16 protein-coding genes are annotated in these 14,965 nt (G+C 70.9%); 9 read left to right on the forward strand and 7 right to left on the reverse strand.

What is annotated here, in order from left to right; translation table 11 throughout:
- Positions 1-85: 85 nt before the first annotated feature.
- Complete coding sequence (locus AB0D31_RS05520; RefSeq protein ID WP_362717482.1) at positions 86-1,459, forward strand: MFS transporter; 1,374 nt, start codon at positions 86-88, stop codon at positions 1,457-1,459.
- A 74-nt stretch (positions 1,460-1,533) separates the two neighbouring features.
- On the opposite strand, the gene AB0D31_RS05525 is transcribed toward AB0D31_RS05520, so the two are convergent.
- A complete protein-coding gene (locus AB0D31_RS05525; RefSeq protein ID WP_362717322.1) occupies positions 1,534-1,755 on the reverse strand; it encodes a DUF6243 family protein in 222 nt (73 codons plus the stop codon).
- Between the two features lie 200 nt (positions 1,756-1,955).
- Here AB0D31_RS05525 and AB0D31_RS05530 point away from each other — a divergent pair, with 200 nt between their 5' ends.
- Complete coding sequence (locus AB0D31_RS05530) at positions 1,956-2,972, forward strand: aldo/keto reductase (protein WP_362717325.1); 1,017 nt, start codon at positions 1,956-1,958, stop codon at positions 2,970-2,972.
- 101 nt (positions 2,973-3,073) lie between these two features.
- On the forward strand, positions 3,074-3,703 hold the full coding sequence (locus tag AB0D31_RS05535) for a TetR family transcriptional regulator (RefSeq protein ID WP_362717328.1): 630 nt from the start codon (positions 3,074-3,076) through the stop codon (positions 3,701-3,703).
- Here the strand turns inward: AB0D31_RS05535 and AB0D31_RS05540 are convergent.
- The 3 genes from AB0D31_RS05540 to AB0D31_RS05550 form a co-directional block, all read right to left on the reverse strand.
- On the reverse strand, positions 3,664-4,419 hold the full coding sequence (locus AB0D31_RS05540; RefSeq protein ID WP_362717330.1) for a hypothetical protein: 756 nt from the start codon (positions 4,417-4,419) through the stop codon (positions 3,664-3,666). The two genes, AB0D31_RS05535 and AB0D31_RS05540, sit on opposite strands and share 40 nt — an antisense overlap.
- Positions 4,420-4,826: 407 nt before the next feature.
- On the reverse strand, positions 4,827-5,483 hold the full coding sequence (locus AB0D31_RS05545) for a response regulator transcription factor (protein ID WP_362717333.1): 657 nt from the start codon (positions 5,481-5,483) through the stop codon (positions 4,827-4,829).
- Entirely contained in the window at positions 5,471-6,718 is a 1,248-nt protein-coding gene (locus AB0D31_RS05550; RefSeq protein WP_362717336.1) for a histidine kinase, read from the reverse strand. The genes AB0D31_RS05545 and AB0D31_RS05550 overlap by 13 nt, the downstream gene beginning before the upstream one ends.
- A gap of 177 nt (positions 6,719-6,895) precedes the next feature.
- On the opposite strand from AB0D31_RS05550, the gene AB0D31_RS05555 reads away from it, so the two are divergent.
- Entirely contained in the window at positions 6,896-7,333 is a 438-nt protein-coding gene (locus tag AB0D31_RS05555; RefSeq protein ID WP_362717339.1) for a hypothetical protein, read from the forward strand.
- Between the two features lie 584 nt (positions 7,334-7,917).
- Here the strand turns inward: AB0D31_RS05555 and AB0D31_RS05560 are convergent.
- On the reverse strand, positions 7,918-9,300 hold the full coding sequence (locus tag AB0D31_RS05560; RefSeq protein ID WP_362717342.1) for a glycine--tRNA ligase: 1,383 nt from the start codon (positions 9,298-9,300) through the stop codon (positions 7,918-7,920).
- Positions 9,301-9,521: 221 nt separating this feature from the next.
- Between AB0D31_RS05560 and AB0D31_RS05565 the strand changes: the two genes are divergently transcribed.
- The 4 genes from AB0D31_RS05565 to AB0D31_RS05580 are packed head-to-tail and all read left to right on the forward strand — an operon-like array spanning position 9,522 to position 12,881.
- The gene (locus AB0D31_RS05565; RefSeq protein ID WP_362717345.1) at positions 9,522-10,529 is read left to right on the forward strand and encodes a metal ABC transporter substrate-binding protein; all 1,008 of its coding nucleotides are present in this window, start codon (positions 9,522-9,524) and stop codon (positions 10,527-10,529) included.
- 32 nt (positions 10,530-10,561) lie between these two features.
- Positions 10,562-11,392, forward strand: a complete 831-nt coding sequence (locus AB0D31_RS05570) for an ABC transporter ATP-binding protein (protein ID WP_362717348.1) — start codon at positions 10,562-10,564, stop codon at positions 11,390-11,392.
- Positions 11,393-11,397: 5 nt separating this feature from the next.
- Positions 11,398-12,384 (forward strand): metal ABC transporter permease, encoded by a 987-nt coding sequence (locus AB0D31_RS05575; RefSeq protein WP_362717351.1) that lies wholly within the window; start codon positions 11,398-11,400, stop codon positions 12,382-12,384.
- Between the two features lie 59 nt (positions 12,385-12,443).
- Positions 12,444-12,881: a transcriptional repressor gene (locus tag AB0D31_RS05580; RefSeq protein WP_362717354.1), complete on the forward strand. Its 438-nt coding sequence runs from the start codon at positions 12,444-12,446 to the stop codon at positions 12,879-12,881.
- 210 nt (positions 12,882-13,091) lie between these two features.
- Here AB0D31_RS05580 and AB0D31_RS05585 read toward each other — a convergent pair whose 3' ends face one another.
- On the reverse strand, positions 13,092-13,940 hold the full coding sequence (locus AB0D31_RS05585) for an isoprenyl transferase (protein WP_362717357.1): 849 nt from the start codon (positions 13,938-13,940) through the stop codon (positions 13,092-13,094).
- A 27-nt stretch (positions 13,941-13,967) separates the two neighbouring features.
- On the opposite strand from AB0D31_RS05585, the gene AB0D31_RS05590 reads away from it, so the two are divergent.
- The gene (locus AB0D31_RS05590) at positions 13,968-14,093 is read left to right on the forward strand and encodes a hypothetical protein (RefSeq protein WP_362717360.1); all 126 of its coding nucleotides are present in this window, start codon (positions 13,968-13,970) and stop codon (positions 14,091-14,093) included.
- 22 nt (positions 14,094-14,115) lie between these two features.
- Here AB0D31_RS05590 and recO read toward each other — a convergent pair whose 3' ends face one another.
- Positions 14,116-14,865: a DNA repair protein RecO gene (recO, locus tag AB0D31_RS05595; protein ID WP_362717363.1), complete on the reverse strand. Its 750-nt coding sequence runs from the start codon at positions 14,863-14,865 to the stop codon at positions 14,116-14,118.
- Positions 14,866-14,965 lie beyond the last annotated feature (100 nt).

Raw genomic sequence — 14,965 nt, forward strand, 5'->3', positions numbered from 1 at the left:
CGCGTCCTCCGTGCCCTCCGTGTCCTCCGGCTCCGGACCTGCGGCCCGACGGCACTCCGTCCCAGTCACTCACCACGGGGCGGTCATCGGGCCCCTCGGGCTGTTCACGGTGCTGCTCGGTGCGGCGCTTCCCCTGATCGACTTCTTCATCGTCAATGTCGCTCTGCCGTCCATGGACAGTGACCTCGCCGCGGGCCCCGCGACCCTGGAGCTGGTGGTCGCCGGGTACGGCGTCGCCTATGCGGTGCTGCTCGTGCTCGGCGGGCGGCTCGGCGACATGGCGGGCCGGCGCCGGCTCTTCCTGATCGGCATGGCGGCGTTCGCCGTGACCTCCCTTGCCTGCGGTCTCGCGCCGACCGCGTGGACGCTGGTCGGGGCGCGGGTGGCGCAGGGCGCGGCGGCTGCCCTGATGCTGCCGCAGGTGCTCGCCACCATCCAGGCCACCACGCAGGGCCCGCGCCGGGCCAAGGCGATGAGCCTGTACGGGGCGACCGCGGGCCTTTCCATGGTCGCCGGACAGATCCTCGGCGGTGTGCTGGTCGCGGCCGACGTCGCCGGTACGGGCTGGCGCTCGGTGTTCCTGGTGAACGTCCCCGTCGCCGTCGTGGGCCTGGTACTCGCGGTCCGTTCGGTGCCGGAGACCCGCTCGGACAAGCCGGCCACCATCGATGTGGCGGGCACGCTGCTCCTCGCGCTCTCCCTGCTGTCGCTGCTGCTCCCGCTCACCGAGGGGCGGGCCGCGGGCTGGCCGCTGTGGACGTGGGTCTCGCTGGGTGTCTTCCCGTTCGCTGCGGCCGGCTTCTTCATGGTCGAGCGGCGCGCGGACCGGCTGGGGCGGACACCGCTGGTGCCGCCGAGCCTCCTGGAGACGGAGTCGCTGCGCCGCGGCCTCGTGATGATCGTGCCGTTCTCGATCGGCTTCAGCGGCTTCATGTTCGTTGTCGCGGTGGTGTTGCAACAGGGGCTGCGGATGGGTCCGGTCGACGCGGGTCTGGCCCTGGTGCCGATGGCGCTCGCCTTCTTCGCCGCGTCACTGGCCGGGCCGAGGCTGATCGGCCGGTTCGGCACCCGCGTGGTGAGCGCGGGCGGAGTGATCCAGGCGGTGGGCATCGCCCTGCTCACGCTGACCGTGTGGCACGGCTGGTCCGGTCTGACCGTCGCCGAACTCGCCCCCGGCGTCGCGGTGGCCGGCCTCGGCCAGGGCCTCCAACTCCCCATCCTCATCCGCCTGATGCTCTCCGACATTCCGGCCGACCGGGCCGGAGTGGGCGGCGGCGTGGTGGTCACCACCCAGCAGTCCGCGCTCGCCCTCGGGGTGGCCACCCTGGGCACGCTCTTCCTGGCCCTGGCCCCCTCACTCGGCATGCGCGACGCGCTCGTCGTCACACTCCTCGCCCAGCTCGGTCTCGTCGTCATCACGGCGCTGCTCAGCCTGCGGCTGCCGCGTGTCATGCGGTGAGCCGGTGAGGGGTGACACGAAGGGCCCGGACCGTGATCCGATCACGGTCCGGGCCCTTCGGCGTATGCGGCGGCTCAGCTCTCGCCGGCCTCCGTCGCGGTGTGTGTCGCGGTGTCCGTCGCCGGGCCCGTCGCGGGGTTGGCGCGCTCACGCATCCTGCGCAGCAGCTCCTCCTTCTTGTCCACGGCCGCCTTGCGGTCGGCCGCGCCCTCCTGGACAGAGCCCTGGTCTCCGTTGCGGGACACCTTCTTGCGCTGTCCACCGACACCGAGCAGGTTGTTACGACTCTTAGCCATGAGGGCGACGGTACCTGCCGGAAGAGGGCGGCTCGTACCGGTTTTCCGCCGGGGGCGGCGCGGAGGAGCGGCGCCAGGCGGCATCGCACGGCGGCGCCGGCGCAGGGCGCATGACAGCTGACAGATATTGAAATCTGTCAGCTGTCATGTCATGGTGGACGCATACCCAGCCTCACCCCTCCGCCACCAAGGAGCACCTCATGCGCACCCGCACCCTCGGCACCACCGGCCCCCGCGTCTCCGCGCTGGGCCTCGGTTGTATGGGCATGTCCGCCCTGTACGGAGAGGCCGACCGGGGCGAGTCCATCGCCACCATCCACGCCGCGCTCGACGCCGGCGTCACCCTCCTGGACACCGGCGACTTCTACGCCATGGGCCACAACGAGATGCTGATCGGCGAGGCGCTGCGTTCCGCGCCCGTCGCCGCTCGCGAGCAGGCGCTGACCAGTGTGAAGTTCGGGGCGCTGCGCGACCCGGACGGCGGCTGGTCCGGCTACGACGGGCGGCCGGCCGCGGTGAAGAACTTCGCCGCGTACTCGTTGCAGCGACTCGGAGTCGACCACATCGACATCTACCGCATCGCGCGGATCGACCCGGACGTGCCGATCGAAGAGACGGTCGGCGCCATCGCCGAACTGGTCGAGGCCGGGCACGTACGGCACATCGGCCTCTCCGAGGTCGGTGCGGACACGCTGCGCCGGGCGGCGTCGGTGGCCCCGATCTCGGATCTCCAGATCGAGTACTCGCTGGTGTCGCGCGGCATCGAGGAAAAGATCCTGCCGGCCGCCGTCGAGCTGGGCATCGGTGTCACCGCGTACGGGGTGCTCTCGCGCGGTCTGATCAGTGGGCACTTCTCGCCGGACCGGCAGCTGGCCCCGGGTGACTTCCGCGGCATGAGCCCGCGTTTCCAGGGTGAGAACCTGCGGCACAACCTCTCTCTCGTGGAGGCGCTGCGGAAGATCGCGGAGCAGAAGGGCGTCTCAGTGGCGCAGATCGCCATCGCGTGGGTGCTGGCGCAGGGCGAGGGGCGGGGTGCGGACGTGGTGCCGCTGGTCGGTGCGCGGACCCGGGAGCGGCTTGCCGAGGCGCTCGGTGCGCTCGATGTGGTGCTGACCGGGGACGATCTGGCCGCGATCGAGGGTGCGGTGCCGCCCGGCGCGGCGGCGGGTGAGCGCTACCCGCAGGCTCAGATGGTGCATCTGGACAGTGAGCGCTGAGCGGTCGAGCCGGGTCGCGCGGCCGTCCTGGCCTGTGGGCAAGTCCGTCACCCGGGGTTGTCCACAGGCCCGTCGGGGCATTGGGAGCGGCAGGTAACGTCATGGCCATGAGTACGGAACCACTGACCGCCGAGCGCATCCTCGTGGCGACCGAGGAGGTGCTGCGCCGCCACGGGCCGGCGAAGGCCACGGTCGTCGATGTCGCGCGTCAGCTGGGGGTGAGTCATGGCAGTGTGTACCGCCATTTCCGGACGAAGGCGGCGTTGCGGGAGGCGGTCACCGAGCGGTGGCTGAACCGTTCGACGGTCCTGTTGCGGGAGATCGCGTCCCGTCAGGATCTGGAGTCGGCGGTGGTGCTGCGGCTGTGGCTGAGCGAGCTGTTCCTGGCGAAGATGCACAAGGCGGGTGACGACCCGGAGTTGTTCGGGACGTATGAGGTGTTGCTGCGGGAGAACAGCCGGGTCGTGGAGGAGCACATCGGTGAGCTGGTGGATCAGCTGACGGTGATCGTGCGGTTCGGTGTGGAGCGGGGCGAGTTCGCGGTGCCGGACGCGCCGGCGGTCTCGGCGCGTGCGGTGTTCGACGCGACGGGCCGTTTCCATGATCCGGTGTATGCGGCGGAGTGGTCGCGGCCGTCGATTCGGGACGACTTCGGGGCGGTGGTGGATCTGTTGGTGCAGGGGTTGCGGCGTCAGCCGGCCGGGGGGCTGGAGAAGTCCCAGCCGGGGTAGCCGACGGTGACCGATCCCGAGCCGCTGGAGACGTCGAGTGTGCGGTCCGATGTGGGGTCGGCGAGGCCGGCGTCGATGATGCGGGCGCCTGATCCGGGGGTGCCCAGGATGCGGTAGTGGCTGCCGTCGGGGACGGTGAGGTCGACGCTGCCGGAGCCGGCGGAGGCATCGGCTCGGCGGGGCGGGGCGGTGAATTCGGCGCGTACGGTACCGGAGCCAGCCTTCAAGTGGGCTTCCGGGGTGGCGAGTTGGGTGGCTTCGATGGTGCCGGAGCCGACGGTGGCCCGCAGCGTGCCGGTGAGGGCGCGCAGGGTCATGCCGCCGGAGCCGTTGGTGAGGTCGACCGGTCCTGTCAGGTCGCGGACGCGGATGTGACCGGAGCCGTTGTGGACGGTCAGGGCGACACCCGGGGGGACGGTGAGGTGAAGGTCGATCTGGCAGTTCTGGAGGAATTGGTCCACAAAGCCGTTGCACTGGGCGTGGACTTTGAGGGTGTCGCCGTCCCAGGTCCGTTTGATGGTGGGCTTCTTCAGCAGCCAGTTGAGTGTGCCGCCCAGGGTGACGTGTCCGGCGGGGCCGGTGGTGACGGTGATCTCGGCGGAGCCGGCTTCGACGTCGACGGCGGAGACGGCGTGGGGGCGGTCATTGTCGGGTCCGGTGTAGACGCCGGTCCGGCTGGCGGTGTCGGCTATGAGGGAGGCGGTGAGCGGCGCCACGATGAACAGGGCGCCGGCGAGGGCGACGAGGATCCAGGGGATGCGGTGGCGGGGGCGTTCCCGGGCGGGCCCGCGCGTCGCGTTCTCCCCGCCGCCCCTACGCGTCCAGCGCGCCCCCTTCGCTCCGTCCGCCCCGCTCGCACTGCCGGGTGCGCTCGCACTGCCGGGGCGGCTCGCACTGCCGGGCCCGCTCGGGCCGCTCGGCCCGCTCGACCTGGGGCTTCCGGGACTGGGGGTTCCGGGGCCGGGGGTTCCGGGGCCGGGGGTTCGGGGGCCGGGGGTTCGGGGGCCGGGGGTTCGGGGGCCGGGGGTTCGGGCGGCTCGGGGTGGTGCGTGCTGTTCGGTGCCGGCGGCGGCGTTGGGGGTGGTGGTCGTGCGGGGCATGCCGGCGCCGCCGTTGGGGGTGGTCATGCGGGGCCGCCGTCGAGGAAGCGCAGGACGGCGAGGACACGGCGGTGGTCACCGTCGGCGACGGGCAGGTCGAGTTTGGCGAAGATGTTGTTGATGTGTTTGGCGACCGCGCTTTCACTGACGACGAGTTCGGTGGCGATGCCGGCGTTGGAGCGGCCTTCCGCCATGAGGGCGAGGACGTCGCGTTCGCGGGGGGTGAGGCGTTCGAGGGGGTCGGGTCCGCCGCCTCGGCGCAGCAGGAGCTGGGCGACGACCTGGGGGTCGAGGGCGGCGCCGCCGGCGGCGACGCGTTTGAGGGCGTCGATAAACTCCTCGACATCGGCGACGCGTTGTTTGAGGAGGTAGCCGATGCCGCCGCTCTGGGTGGCGAGGAGGTCGGCGGCGTACCGCTCCTCGACGTATTGGGAGAGCAGCAACACGGCGGTGCCGGGCCATTGTTGACGGATCATCAGGGCGGCGCGTACGCCTTCGTCGGTGAATCCGGGTGGCATGCGAACGTCGACGAGGGCGAGGTCGGGCCGGTGGGTTTCGACGGCCGTGAGCAGGCTTTCGGCGTCGCCGGTCTCGGCGGCCACGTCGAATCCGGCCATGTCGAGGACTTTGACGAGTCCTATCCGCAGCAGTACCGAGTCTTCGGCGATCACAGCCCGCACGGCAGCTCCACAGTGATGGTGGTCGGGCCCCCGTGGGGGCTGTTGATGGTGAGGGTTCCGTCGATGGACCCTACGCGTTTGTGGAGGCCGAGCAGTCCGGTGCCGCCGGCGGGGTCGGCGCCGCCGATGCCGTTGTCGCCGACGGTGATCGTCAGGAGGGCGGCGTGGCGGCGGACGTGGACCGAACAGCGGGTGGCGTGGGCGTGTTTGGCGATGTTGGCGAGGGTTTCGGAGACGACGAAGTAGGCGACGGCTTCGACGGTGGGCGAGGGCCGTTGGACGAGGTCCACGGTGAGGTCGACGGGGAAGGGGGCGCGGGCGGCGATGCCGGAGATCGCGGCGTCGAGGCCGCGGTCCTCCAGGACGGCGGGGTGCAGTCCCCGGACGAGGTTGCTGAGTTCTTCGATGGCTTCCTTGGCCTCGCGGTGGGCTTCGTCGATGACGGCGCGGGCTTCGGGTGGCAGGTCGGTGAGGGTGGCGCGGGCGATGCCGAGGTTCATGGCGAGGGAGACCAGGCGTTGTTGGGCGCCGTCGTGGAGGTCGCGTTCGATGCGGCGGCGTTCCAGGTCGGCGGCGTCGAGGATGTCGGCGCGGCTCTCGGCGAGGTTCTCGACGCGGCGTTCGAGTTCCTTGGCGCGGCTGGGTCCGAGGAGGGCGGTCGCGGCGCCGGCGTCGAGCCGGGCGACGAGGGCGGCGAGGGCGGGGGTGGCGAGGAGGAGCAGGACGCCGAGGACGGTGAAGGCGACGTATCTCTCGCTCCAGCCCGGTGGGCGGGCGCTCGGGGGCAGGGCCCAGACCCAGGAGAAGACGAGGGCGAAGCCGGCGCCGGCGGCCCAGCCGATGACGACGAGGGCGCCGCCGAGTGCGGCGAGCGGGGAGACCAGCAGGTGGTAGCCGTACTGGCGCCACATCGTTCCGGCGCGCAGCCGGGACAGGAGTCCGTGCCGCCGGTACCAGGGGTGGGGCCAGTGGATCTTGGGTATGTCGTGGCCGGTCAGTGACCAGAAGCGGCTGCGTTGGAGTGCGGTGAGCAGGGGGCTCAGGACGAGGACGGCCGCGAGTGCCTTGAGGGTGCCGCCGGGGTGGAGGGCGAGGTAGGTGAGGGCGAGCGCGACGGGCAGGGCCAGGGGTACGGAGGCGGCCACGAGGGCGGTGTTGCGCCAGGCCCACGCGGACCACGGCGCGTGTGCGGCGCTCCAGCGGTAGGTGCGCCGCAGCGGGCCGGGAGTTGCCATGTGCACAGGGTAGTTGGGCTGGTCAGGGGCGCTCCATCATGCTGCTGCCCGGGCGGGGGTATAGCCAGCACCACCTCGGGTTCGGACTGTTGCGTTACTGACCCGGGGTGGGGCGGCGGGGAAGTCTGGTGCTGTGCTCGGGCGGAGGGACCGCCGGGCCGGAAGGAGCCCGCCGCCATGACTTTCCTCGCCCCGCAGATCCGTCCGGGCCGGCCGGTGTCCACTGTCGCCGTCGTGGGCGCTTGGGGCATACGGCGCCGGCCGCGTCTGTCGACCGTCCTCACCGGGGCGGGTATCGCGCTGGTGCCGTGGATGGTGGTGCTGGCCAAGACGCTTCCGCAGTCGACGGAGGTGTCGAACTGGTCGACGGCGTGGGTGGGGCTGGATGCGTTGCTCGCGCTGGGGCTTACGGGGACGGGGGTGTTGTTGCGGCGCGACGATCCCCGGGCCCAGCAGGTCGCGGCGGCGACGGGAGCGGTGCTGCTGGTGGACGCGTGGTTCGATGTCACAACGGCCGCGCCGGGTATGGGACTTGCGACGGCGCTGGCGCTGGCGGTGGCGGTGGAGCTGCCGGTGGCGGCGCTCTGCGCGACGGTCGCCCTCCGCAACCACTGACCCCGCCCGCCCCAAGTAGCCACTGCGCGGCTCCACCCCGGCGGGCTCGACCGCTCGGCACCGGGTGCCCTACTCGGCACGGCCCTGCAACATTCCACCCGGCTCCACCCCGGCGGGCGCGGCCAATCGGCACCGGGTGCGCTTCCAGGGGCGCGGGGAACTGCGCGGGACGCGGGCACGGTCCGCGGTCGAAAGCCGGGCCTCCGGGGCTCCGCCCCAGCCCCCGGTGATGCCCCGCCCCACCCCTTCCCGAAACCCTCCGGGGGCATGAAGGAGCTGAGGTCCAAACACCTGGGGCTCCGCCCCAGACCCCGTTCGCGCCTTGAGGACGCTCGTCCTCAAACGCCGGACGGGCTGGGTGGACGTACGCGCCGACCATTGTGCTGAGGACGACCGTGCCACCAGGCATCACGTAGTCAGGGGCGCGGGGAACTGCGCGACCAGCCCGCACCGGCCCGCACCGGCCCGCGCCCGAAGGCCCCCGCAGGCCCGCGCCCAAAAGCCCGCCCCCGCCCGGTCGTCACCGATGGGCAACCGGGCAGGGGGCGGAGCCCAGGGGCAGGGGCGGAGCCCAGGGGCGGGGGTCAGCAGCCCAGCAGGCGGCTGCCGAGGTACTGCTGGATCTGGTCCAGGGAGACCCGCTCCTGGGCCATCGTGTCGCGCTCGCGCACCGTCACCGCGTTGTCGTCGAGCGTGTCGAAGTCGACGGTGACACAGAACGGCGTACCGATCTCGTCCTGGCGACGGTAGCGGCGCCCGATCGCACCGGCGTCGTCGAACTCGATGTTCCAGTTCTGCCGCAGGTCCGCCGCGAGGCCCTTCGCCTTCGGGGAGAGCTGCGGGTTGCGGGAGAGCGGCAGGACGGCGACCTTGACCGGCGCGAGGCGCGGGTCGAGGCGCATCACGGCGCGCTTTTCCATGACGCCCTTGGCGTTGGGCGCCTCGTCCTCGCTGTAGGCGTCGAGGAGGAAGGCGAGCATGGCGCGGCCGACACCGGCTGCGGGCTCGATGACGTACGGCGTCCAGCGCTGGCCGGCTTCCTGGTCGAAGTAGAGCAGGTCGTGGCCGGAGGCCTTGGAGTGCGCGGTGAGGTCGTAGTCGGTGCGGTTGGCGACGCCTTCGAGCTCGCCCCATTCGCTGCCGCCGAAGCTGAAGCGGTACTCGATGTCGGCGGTGCGCTTGGAGTAGTGGGAGAGCTTCTCCGCCGGGTGCTCGAACCAGCGCATGTTCTCTTCACGCATGCCGAGGCCGGTGTACCAGTTCCAGCGCTGCTCCATCCAGTATTCCTGCCACTGCTCGTCCTCGCCGGGCTTGACGAAGAACTCCATCTCCATCTGCTCGAACTCGCGGGTGCGGAAGATGAAGTTGCCGGGCGTGATCTCGTTGCGGAAGGACTTGCCCATCTGCGCGATGCCGAACGGCGGCTTCTTGCGGGAGGTCTGCAGGACCTGGCCGAAGTTGGTGAAGATGCCCTGGGCGGTCTCGGGGCGCAGGTAGGCGACCGAGGCGGTGTCCTGGGTGGGGCCGAGGTGGGTGGAGAGCAGACCGGAGAAGCTCTTGGGCTCGGTGAAGGTGCCCTTGTTGCCGCAGTTGGGGCAGTTGAGGTCGGCGAGGCCGTTAGCGGGGGCCTTGCCGTGCTTCTCCTCGTACGCCTCTTCGAGGTGGTCCGCGCGGAAGCGCTTGTGGCAGGAGGTGCACTCGGTGAGCGGGTCGCTGAAGGTGGCGACGTGGCCGGAGGCCTCCCAGACCTCGGAGGCCAGGATCACCGACGAGTCGATGCCGACGACGTCCTCACGCGAGGTGACCATGTAGCGCCACCACTGGCGCTTCAGGTTCTCCTTCAGCTCGACACCCAGCGGCCCGTAGTCCCAGGCGGCCTTCTGGCCTCCGTAGATCTCGCTGCACGGGTAGACGAAGCCACGGCGCTTGCTCAGGTTGACGATGGTGTCGATCTTGTCGGCGGCCACGGTGCTCTCTTCATTAACGACGACGTGAACGGGGAACGGCGAAGCCTTCAGATTAGCGGCGGCCGCACCCCCTCTATCAAATCGGTTCCGGTGCGAGGCCCTGCGCAGGGGTCGGCACGGGGTCGGCGCAGGGGTCGGCGCGGGGGTCGGCACGGGCTCGGTGCGGGGCCACCCGTACTGATTATTGACAATCGTTTCCATCTTTGTTGAAAATGGATGTCATGAACGTACGCCGCCTCATACCCACGGCCGCCCTGTCCTGCGCCGCCCTCCTCGGCCTCACCGCCCTCACGGCCTGCGGTGCGGGAGGTGCCGGCGACGGCCGCAAGGACGGCAGGCTGGACGTGGTGGCGTCGTTCTATCCGCTGCAGTTCCTGACCCAGCAGATAGGCGGGGACCACGTGGCGGTCACCTCCCTGACCAAGCCCGGCGTCGAGCCCCACGACCTGGAGATCAGCGCCCGCCAGACCGCGAAGCTCAACGACGCCGACGCGGTCGTCTACCTCAAGGGCCTCCAGCCCGCCGTGGACGCGGCCGTCTCCCAGGCCGACCTCAAGACGAAGATCGACGCCTCGACGCTCACCTCGATGGAGAAGCACGGCAACGAGGTGGGCGGCCACGCGGCCGCCCACGACTCCTCCTCCGGCGAGGAGGACCACGGCGACGACAGCAGTCACAGCCACCGTCACTCCGCGGCCGGCGACGACCCGCACATCTGGCTCGACCCGGTGAAGTACGCCGAGGTCGCCCGGGGCGTGGGCGCCGCCCTCGCGAAGGCCGACCCGGCGCACGCCGCGGACTACCGCACCAACACCGACACCCTGGTGGGCAAGCTCGACGTGCTCGACAAGGAGTACGCGGCCGCCCTGAAGAACAGCAAGGCGCTCACCTCCCGGGTCTTCATCACCACGCACGCCGCCTTCGGCTACCTCGCCGAGCGGTACGGGCTGACCGAGGAGGCCATCAACGGCCTCGACCCCGACTCCGAGCCCAGCCCTGCGCGGATCAGGGCCCTCCAGAAGATGGCCAAGGCGGACGGCGTCACGACCGTCTTCTACGAGACGCTGGTCAGCGACAAGACCGCCAAGACCCTCGCGTCGGACGCCTCGCTCAAGACCGATGTGCTCGACCCCCTGGAAGGGATCACCGACCGGTCCAAGGGCACCGACTACTTCTCGGTGATGCGGTCCAACCTGACCGCCCTGACCGCGGCACTCACCGCCAAGTGACCATCCTGCCCACCGCTTTGGAGGCTCCCGCCATGGCGCCCGTCACATCGCCCACCCCCGCCGCATCGCCCGGCCCCGCCGCATCACCCGCCTCTGCCGCATCCCCCACCCCGGTCATATCCCTCACCTCGGTGACCGCCGAGCTCGGCTCGCGTCCCGTCCTGCGCGGCATCGACCTGTCGGTGCGGCCCGGCGAGGTCGTGGCCCTGCTCGGCGCGAACGGCTCGGGCAAGTCGACCGCGATCCGCACCATCATCGGCCAGGTGCCGCTCAGCGGCGGCTCCGTCGAGATCTTCGGCACCCCGCGCCGGCGTTTTCGCGACTGGGGGCGGGTCGGCTACGTACCGCAGCGCACCACGGCCGCGGGCGGGGTGCCCGCCACGATCCGCGAGGTCGTCTCCACCGGCCGCCTCTCCCGGTCCCGCTTCGGGATCCTGCGCAAGGCCGACCGCGAGGCCGTCGACCGGGCGATCGCGGCCGTGGGCCTCGCCGACCGGGCCAAGGACTCCGTGGACGCGCTCTCCGGAGGGCAGCACCAACGCGTCCTGATCGCACGGGCGTTGGCGGGCGAACCCGAACTCCTGATCATGGACGAGCCGATGGCGGGCGTCGACATCGAGAGCCAGGAGATACTCGCGGCCACCTTGCGCGAACAAGTCGCCGCCGGCGCCTCCGTGCTGCTCGTCCTGCACGAGCTCGGGCCGCTGGAACCACTCATCGACCGGGCGGTGGTACTGCGCGACGGCTGCGTCGTGCACGACGGGCCGCCGCCGCGGGCCGTCGGCCAGCACGCCCTGCCCGGCCACGACCACGTACATCCGCACACGGCCGCCGAGCCGGTACGCACGGGACTGCTGACCTGATCATGATGGAACTCCTCAACTCCGCTTTCATGCAACGGTCGTTGTTCGCCGCGGCCATCGTCGGCATCATCGCGCCGGCCGTCGGGATCTACCTCGTCCAGCGCCGCCAGGCCCTCATGGGCGACGGCATCGGGCACGTCGCGATGACCGGTGTCGGCCTCGGCTTCCTGCTCTCCACCTCACCGGTGTGGATGGCGACCCTGGTCTCCGTGCTCGGCGCGGTCGCCATGGAACTCATCCGCTGGTACGGCAAGACGCGCGGCGACATCGCGCTCGCGATGCTCTTCTACGGCGGCATGGCGGGCGGTGTGCTCTTCATCAACCTCGCGCCGGGCGGCTCCACCGCCAACCTCAACTCCTACCTCTTCGGCTCCCTCGCGACGGTCTCCGCCTCCGATGTGTGGGCCATCAGCCTCCTCGCGGCGTTCGTCCTGATCGTCACCATCGGCCTGCGCCGCCAGCTGTTCGCGGTCAGCCAGGACGAGGAGTTCGCCCGCGTGACGGGTCTGCCGGTGCGCGCCCTGAACCTCCTGACCGCGGTCACGGCGGCGGTCACCGTCACGGTCGCGATGCGGGTCGTGGGCCTGCTCCTGGTCTCCGCGCTGATGGTGGTGCCGGTCGCGGCCGCGCAGCAGCTGTCCCGCAGCTTCGCCTGGACCTTCGCGATCGCGGTGGCGATCGGCGTGACGGTCACGCTGAGCGGAACGGCCGTCACGTACTACGAGGATGTGCCGCCCGGCGCGGTCATCGTGCTGTTCACGATCGCGATCTTCATCGTCCTGACCGCGCTGGCCGCTCCCCTGGCCAGGCGGCGGGCCCGGGCCGCGGCGGCGGCGGCCACCGAGGGCGAGTGCGGCCTCGACGTACCCGGCGGTGCACCCGGCGGCGGATCCGGGGATGCACCCGGCGGCGGATCCGGCGGCCTGCCCGGCAGCGCCCCCGGAGGCGTGCCCGCCCCGGCAAAGCCTCAGGCCGGCGAGGTCACGGCCTGAGCGGGAGCTGGCACAATGGCCCGAGGAAGGTTTGTACGGGTCAAGGCTTGGAGGCACCTGTGACGACAGCGCCGCTCGGCGGGTCCAATACCGCCCCCGTACGAGGCCGGTCGACCCGGCAGCGTGCCGCGGTGGCGGCGGCGCTGGACGAGGTGGACGAGTTCCGCAGCGCGCAGGAGCTGCACGACATGCTGAAGCACCGGGGCGACTCGGTGGGCCTGACCACCGTCTACCGCACCCTGCAGTCGCTCGCGGACGCGGGCGAGGTGGATGTGCTGCGCACCAGCGACGGGGAGTCGGTGTACCGGCGCTGCTCCTCGGGCGACCACCACCATCACCTGGTGTGCCGGGTGTGCGGCAAGGCGGTGGAGGTCGAGGGCCCGGCGGTCGAGAAGTGGGCGGAGTCGATCGCCTCGCAGCACGGGTATGTGAACGTGGCGCACACGGTGGAGATCTTCGGCACGTGTGAGGCGTGCGCCGCGCCGGAAATGACCTGACCCCGCCCACGTCCTTGCCCGCTTCGGGGCCGACCGGCATGGACGGGGTCCGGGGCGGAGTGCGGGCGGGCTTTTCGGCTGCGGACCGTGCGTGGCTGATCGCGCAGTTCCCCGCGCCCCTGGTGGGACACCCGGCATGCCGGCCGGTTGCCCCACCGCGGCGGGGCCGCGCAGACGTCGCGGTCCCGCGAGCCAGCCGCTGCGGACCGGTTACGGCCTCGGGGCGTCGCCGGACTTGTCGAGGGCGGCGAGCGCCTCGTTCGGGATGGCTCCTCCGAAGCGCCGGTCGCGGGAGGCGAATTCGAGGCAGGCGCGCCACAGGTCACGCCGGTCGAAGTCCGGCCACAGCACGTCCTGGAAGACCATCTCGGCGTAACTGGACTGCCAGATCAGGTAGTTGGAGGTCCGCTGCTCCCCGCTCGGCCGCAGGAACAGGTCGACGTCCGGCATGTCCGGGTAGTACAGGTACTTCGCGAAGGTCTTCTCGTTGACCTTCGACGGATCGAGCTTGCCCGCCGCGACATCGCGCGCGATGGCCTGCGCCGCGTCCGCGAGTTCGGCGCGGCCGCCGTAGTTGACGCAGAAGTACAGCGTCATCGCGTCGTTGTCGACGGTCTGCTCCTGGGCGACCTGGAGCTCCTGGACGACGGACTTCCACATCTTGGGCATACGGCCCACCCAGCGGATCCGGATGCCGAGCTCGTTCATCTCGTCGCGCCGGCGCCGGATGACGTCGCGGTTGAAGTTCATCAGGAAGCGGACCTCTTCGGGCGAGCGCTTCCAGTTCTCGGTGGAGAAGGCGTACAGGGAGAGGTTCTTGACGCCCATCTCCAGGCAGCCCTTGAGCACGTCCAGGACGACGCCCTCGCCGACCTTGTGTCCCTCGGTGCGGGGCAGCCCGCGCTCCTTGGCCCAGCGCCCGTTGCCGTCCATGACGCAGGCGACGTGGTTGGGCACCAGCTCGGCCTGGATCTTCGGCGGCACCGCGCCCGAGGGGTGCGGCTCGGGGGTCTTGTAGTCGCGCCTCGTCCGCCCGCCCAGGATTCCGCGTACTGCCATGTGGAGCTCTCTCCCTAGCTGCTCTTGATGTTGCAGATGCTGTTGATGTTGCAGATGTTCTTAATGTTGCAGGTGCTCGTGGTGCTGCAGATGCTCGTGATGCTGCAGATGCTCGTGATGCTGCAGATGCTCGTGATGCCGCATCCTCATTGACGCTGTCGAAAGCTCGGGTCGCTCAGCTCTTCTCCACGTACCGCAAGGACCGCAGACCGCGCTCCAAGTGCCAGTGCAGATAGGCCGATACGAGCCCGCTGCCCTCCCGCACATGCCTCGGCTCGCTCGCGTCCGCCGTCTCCCAGTCCCCCGTGAGCAGCGCGCTGAGCAGTCCGACGGCCTCCGCAGAGGGTACGACGCTGCCGGGTACGCGGCAGTCACCGCACACCACGCCGCCGCCCGCGACGGAGAAGAACCGGTTGGGACCGTGGATGCCGCACTTGGCGCAGTCGTCGAAGCTCGGCGCGTAGCCGTTGACGGCGAGGGAGCGCAGCAGGAAGGCGTCGAGGATGAGGTGGGGGGCGTGTTCGCCGCGGGCGAGGGTGCGCAGTCCGCCGACGAGGAGCAAGTACTGCTGGACGGCCGGTTCGCCCTCGTTGTCGGTGAACCGTTCCGCCGTCTCCAGCATGGCGGTGCCGGCGGTGTAGCGGGCGTAGTCGGAGACGATGCCGCCACCGTACGGGGCGATGGTCTCACTCTGGGTGCACAGTGGGAGCCCGCGGCCGACGAGTTCGCTGCCGCGTGCGAAGAACTGCACGTCGACGTGGCTGAACGGTTCGAGCCGGGCCCCGAACTTCGACTTGGTGCGCCGCACCCCGCGCGCGACGGCCCGCACCCGCCCGTGCCCGCGCGTGAGCAGGGTGATGATGCGGTCGGCTTCGCCCAGCTTCTGGGTGCGCAGCACGATGCCGTCGTCGCGGAACAGGCTCATGGGGCCATTGTCCTGCACGCCGGAAGGGCCTTCCCCTCAGACCCCACGACGGGCGGGGGCGCACGAGCGACGTGGTACGCATCACGCCACCCGTCTCCGC

Source organism: Streptomyces sp. NPDC048361 (assembly GCF_040651795.1).
Classification (GTDB): domain Bacteria; phylum Actinomycetota; class Actinomycetes; order Streptomycetales; family Streptomycetaceae; genus Streptomyces.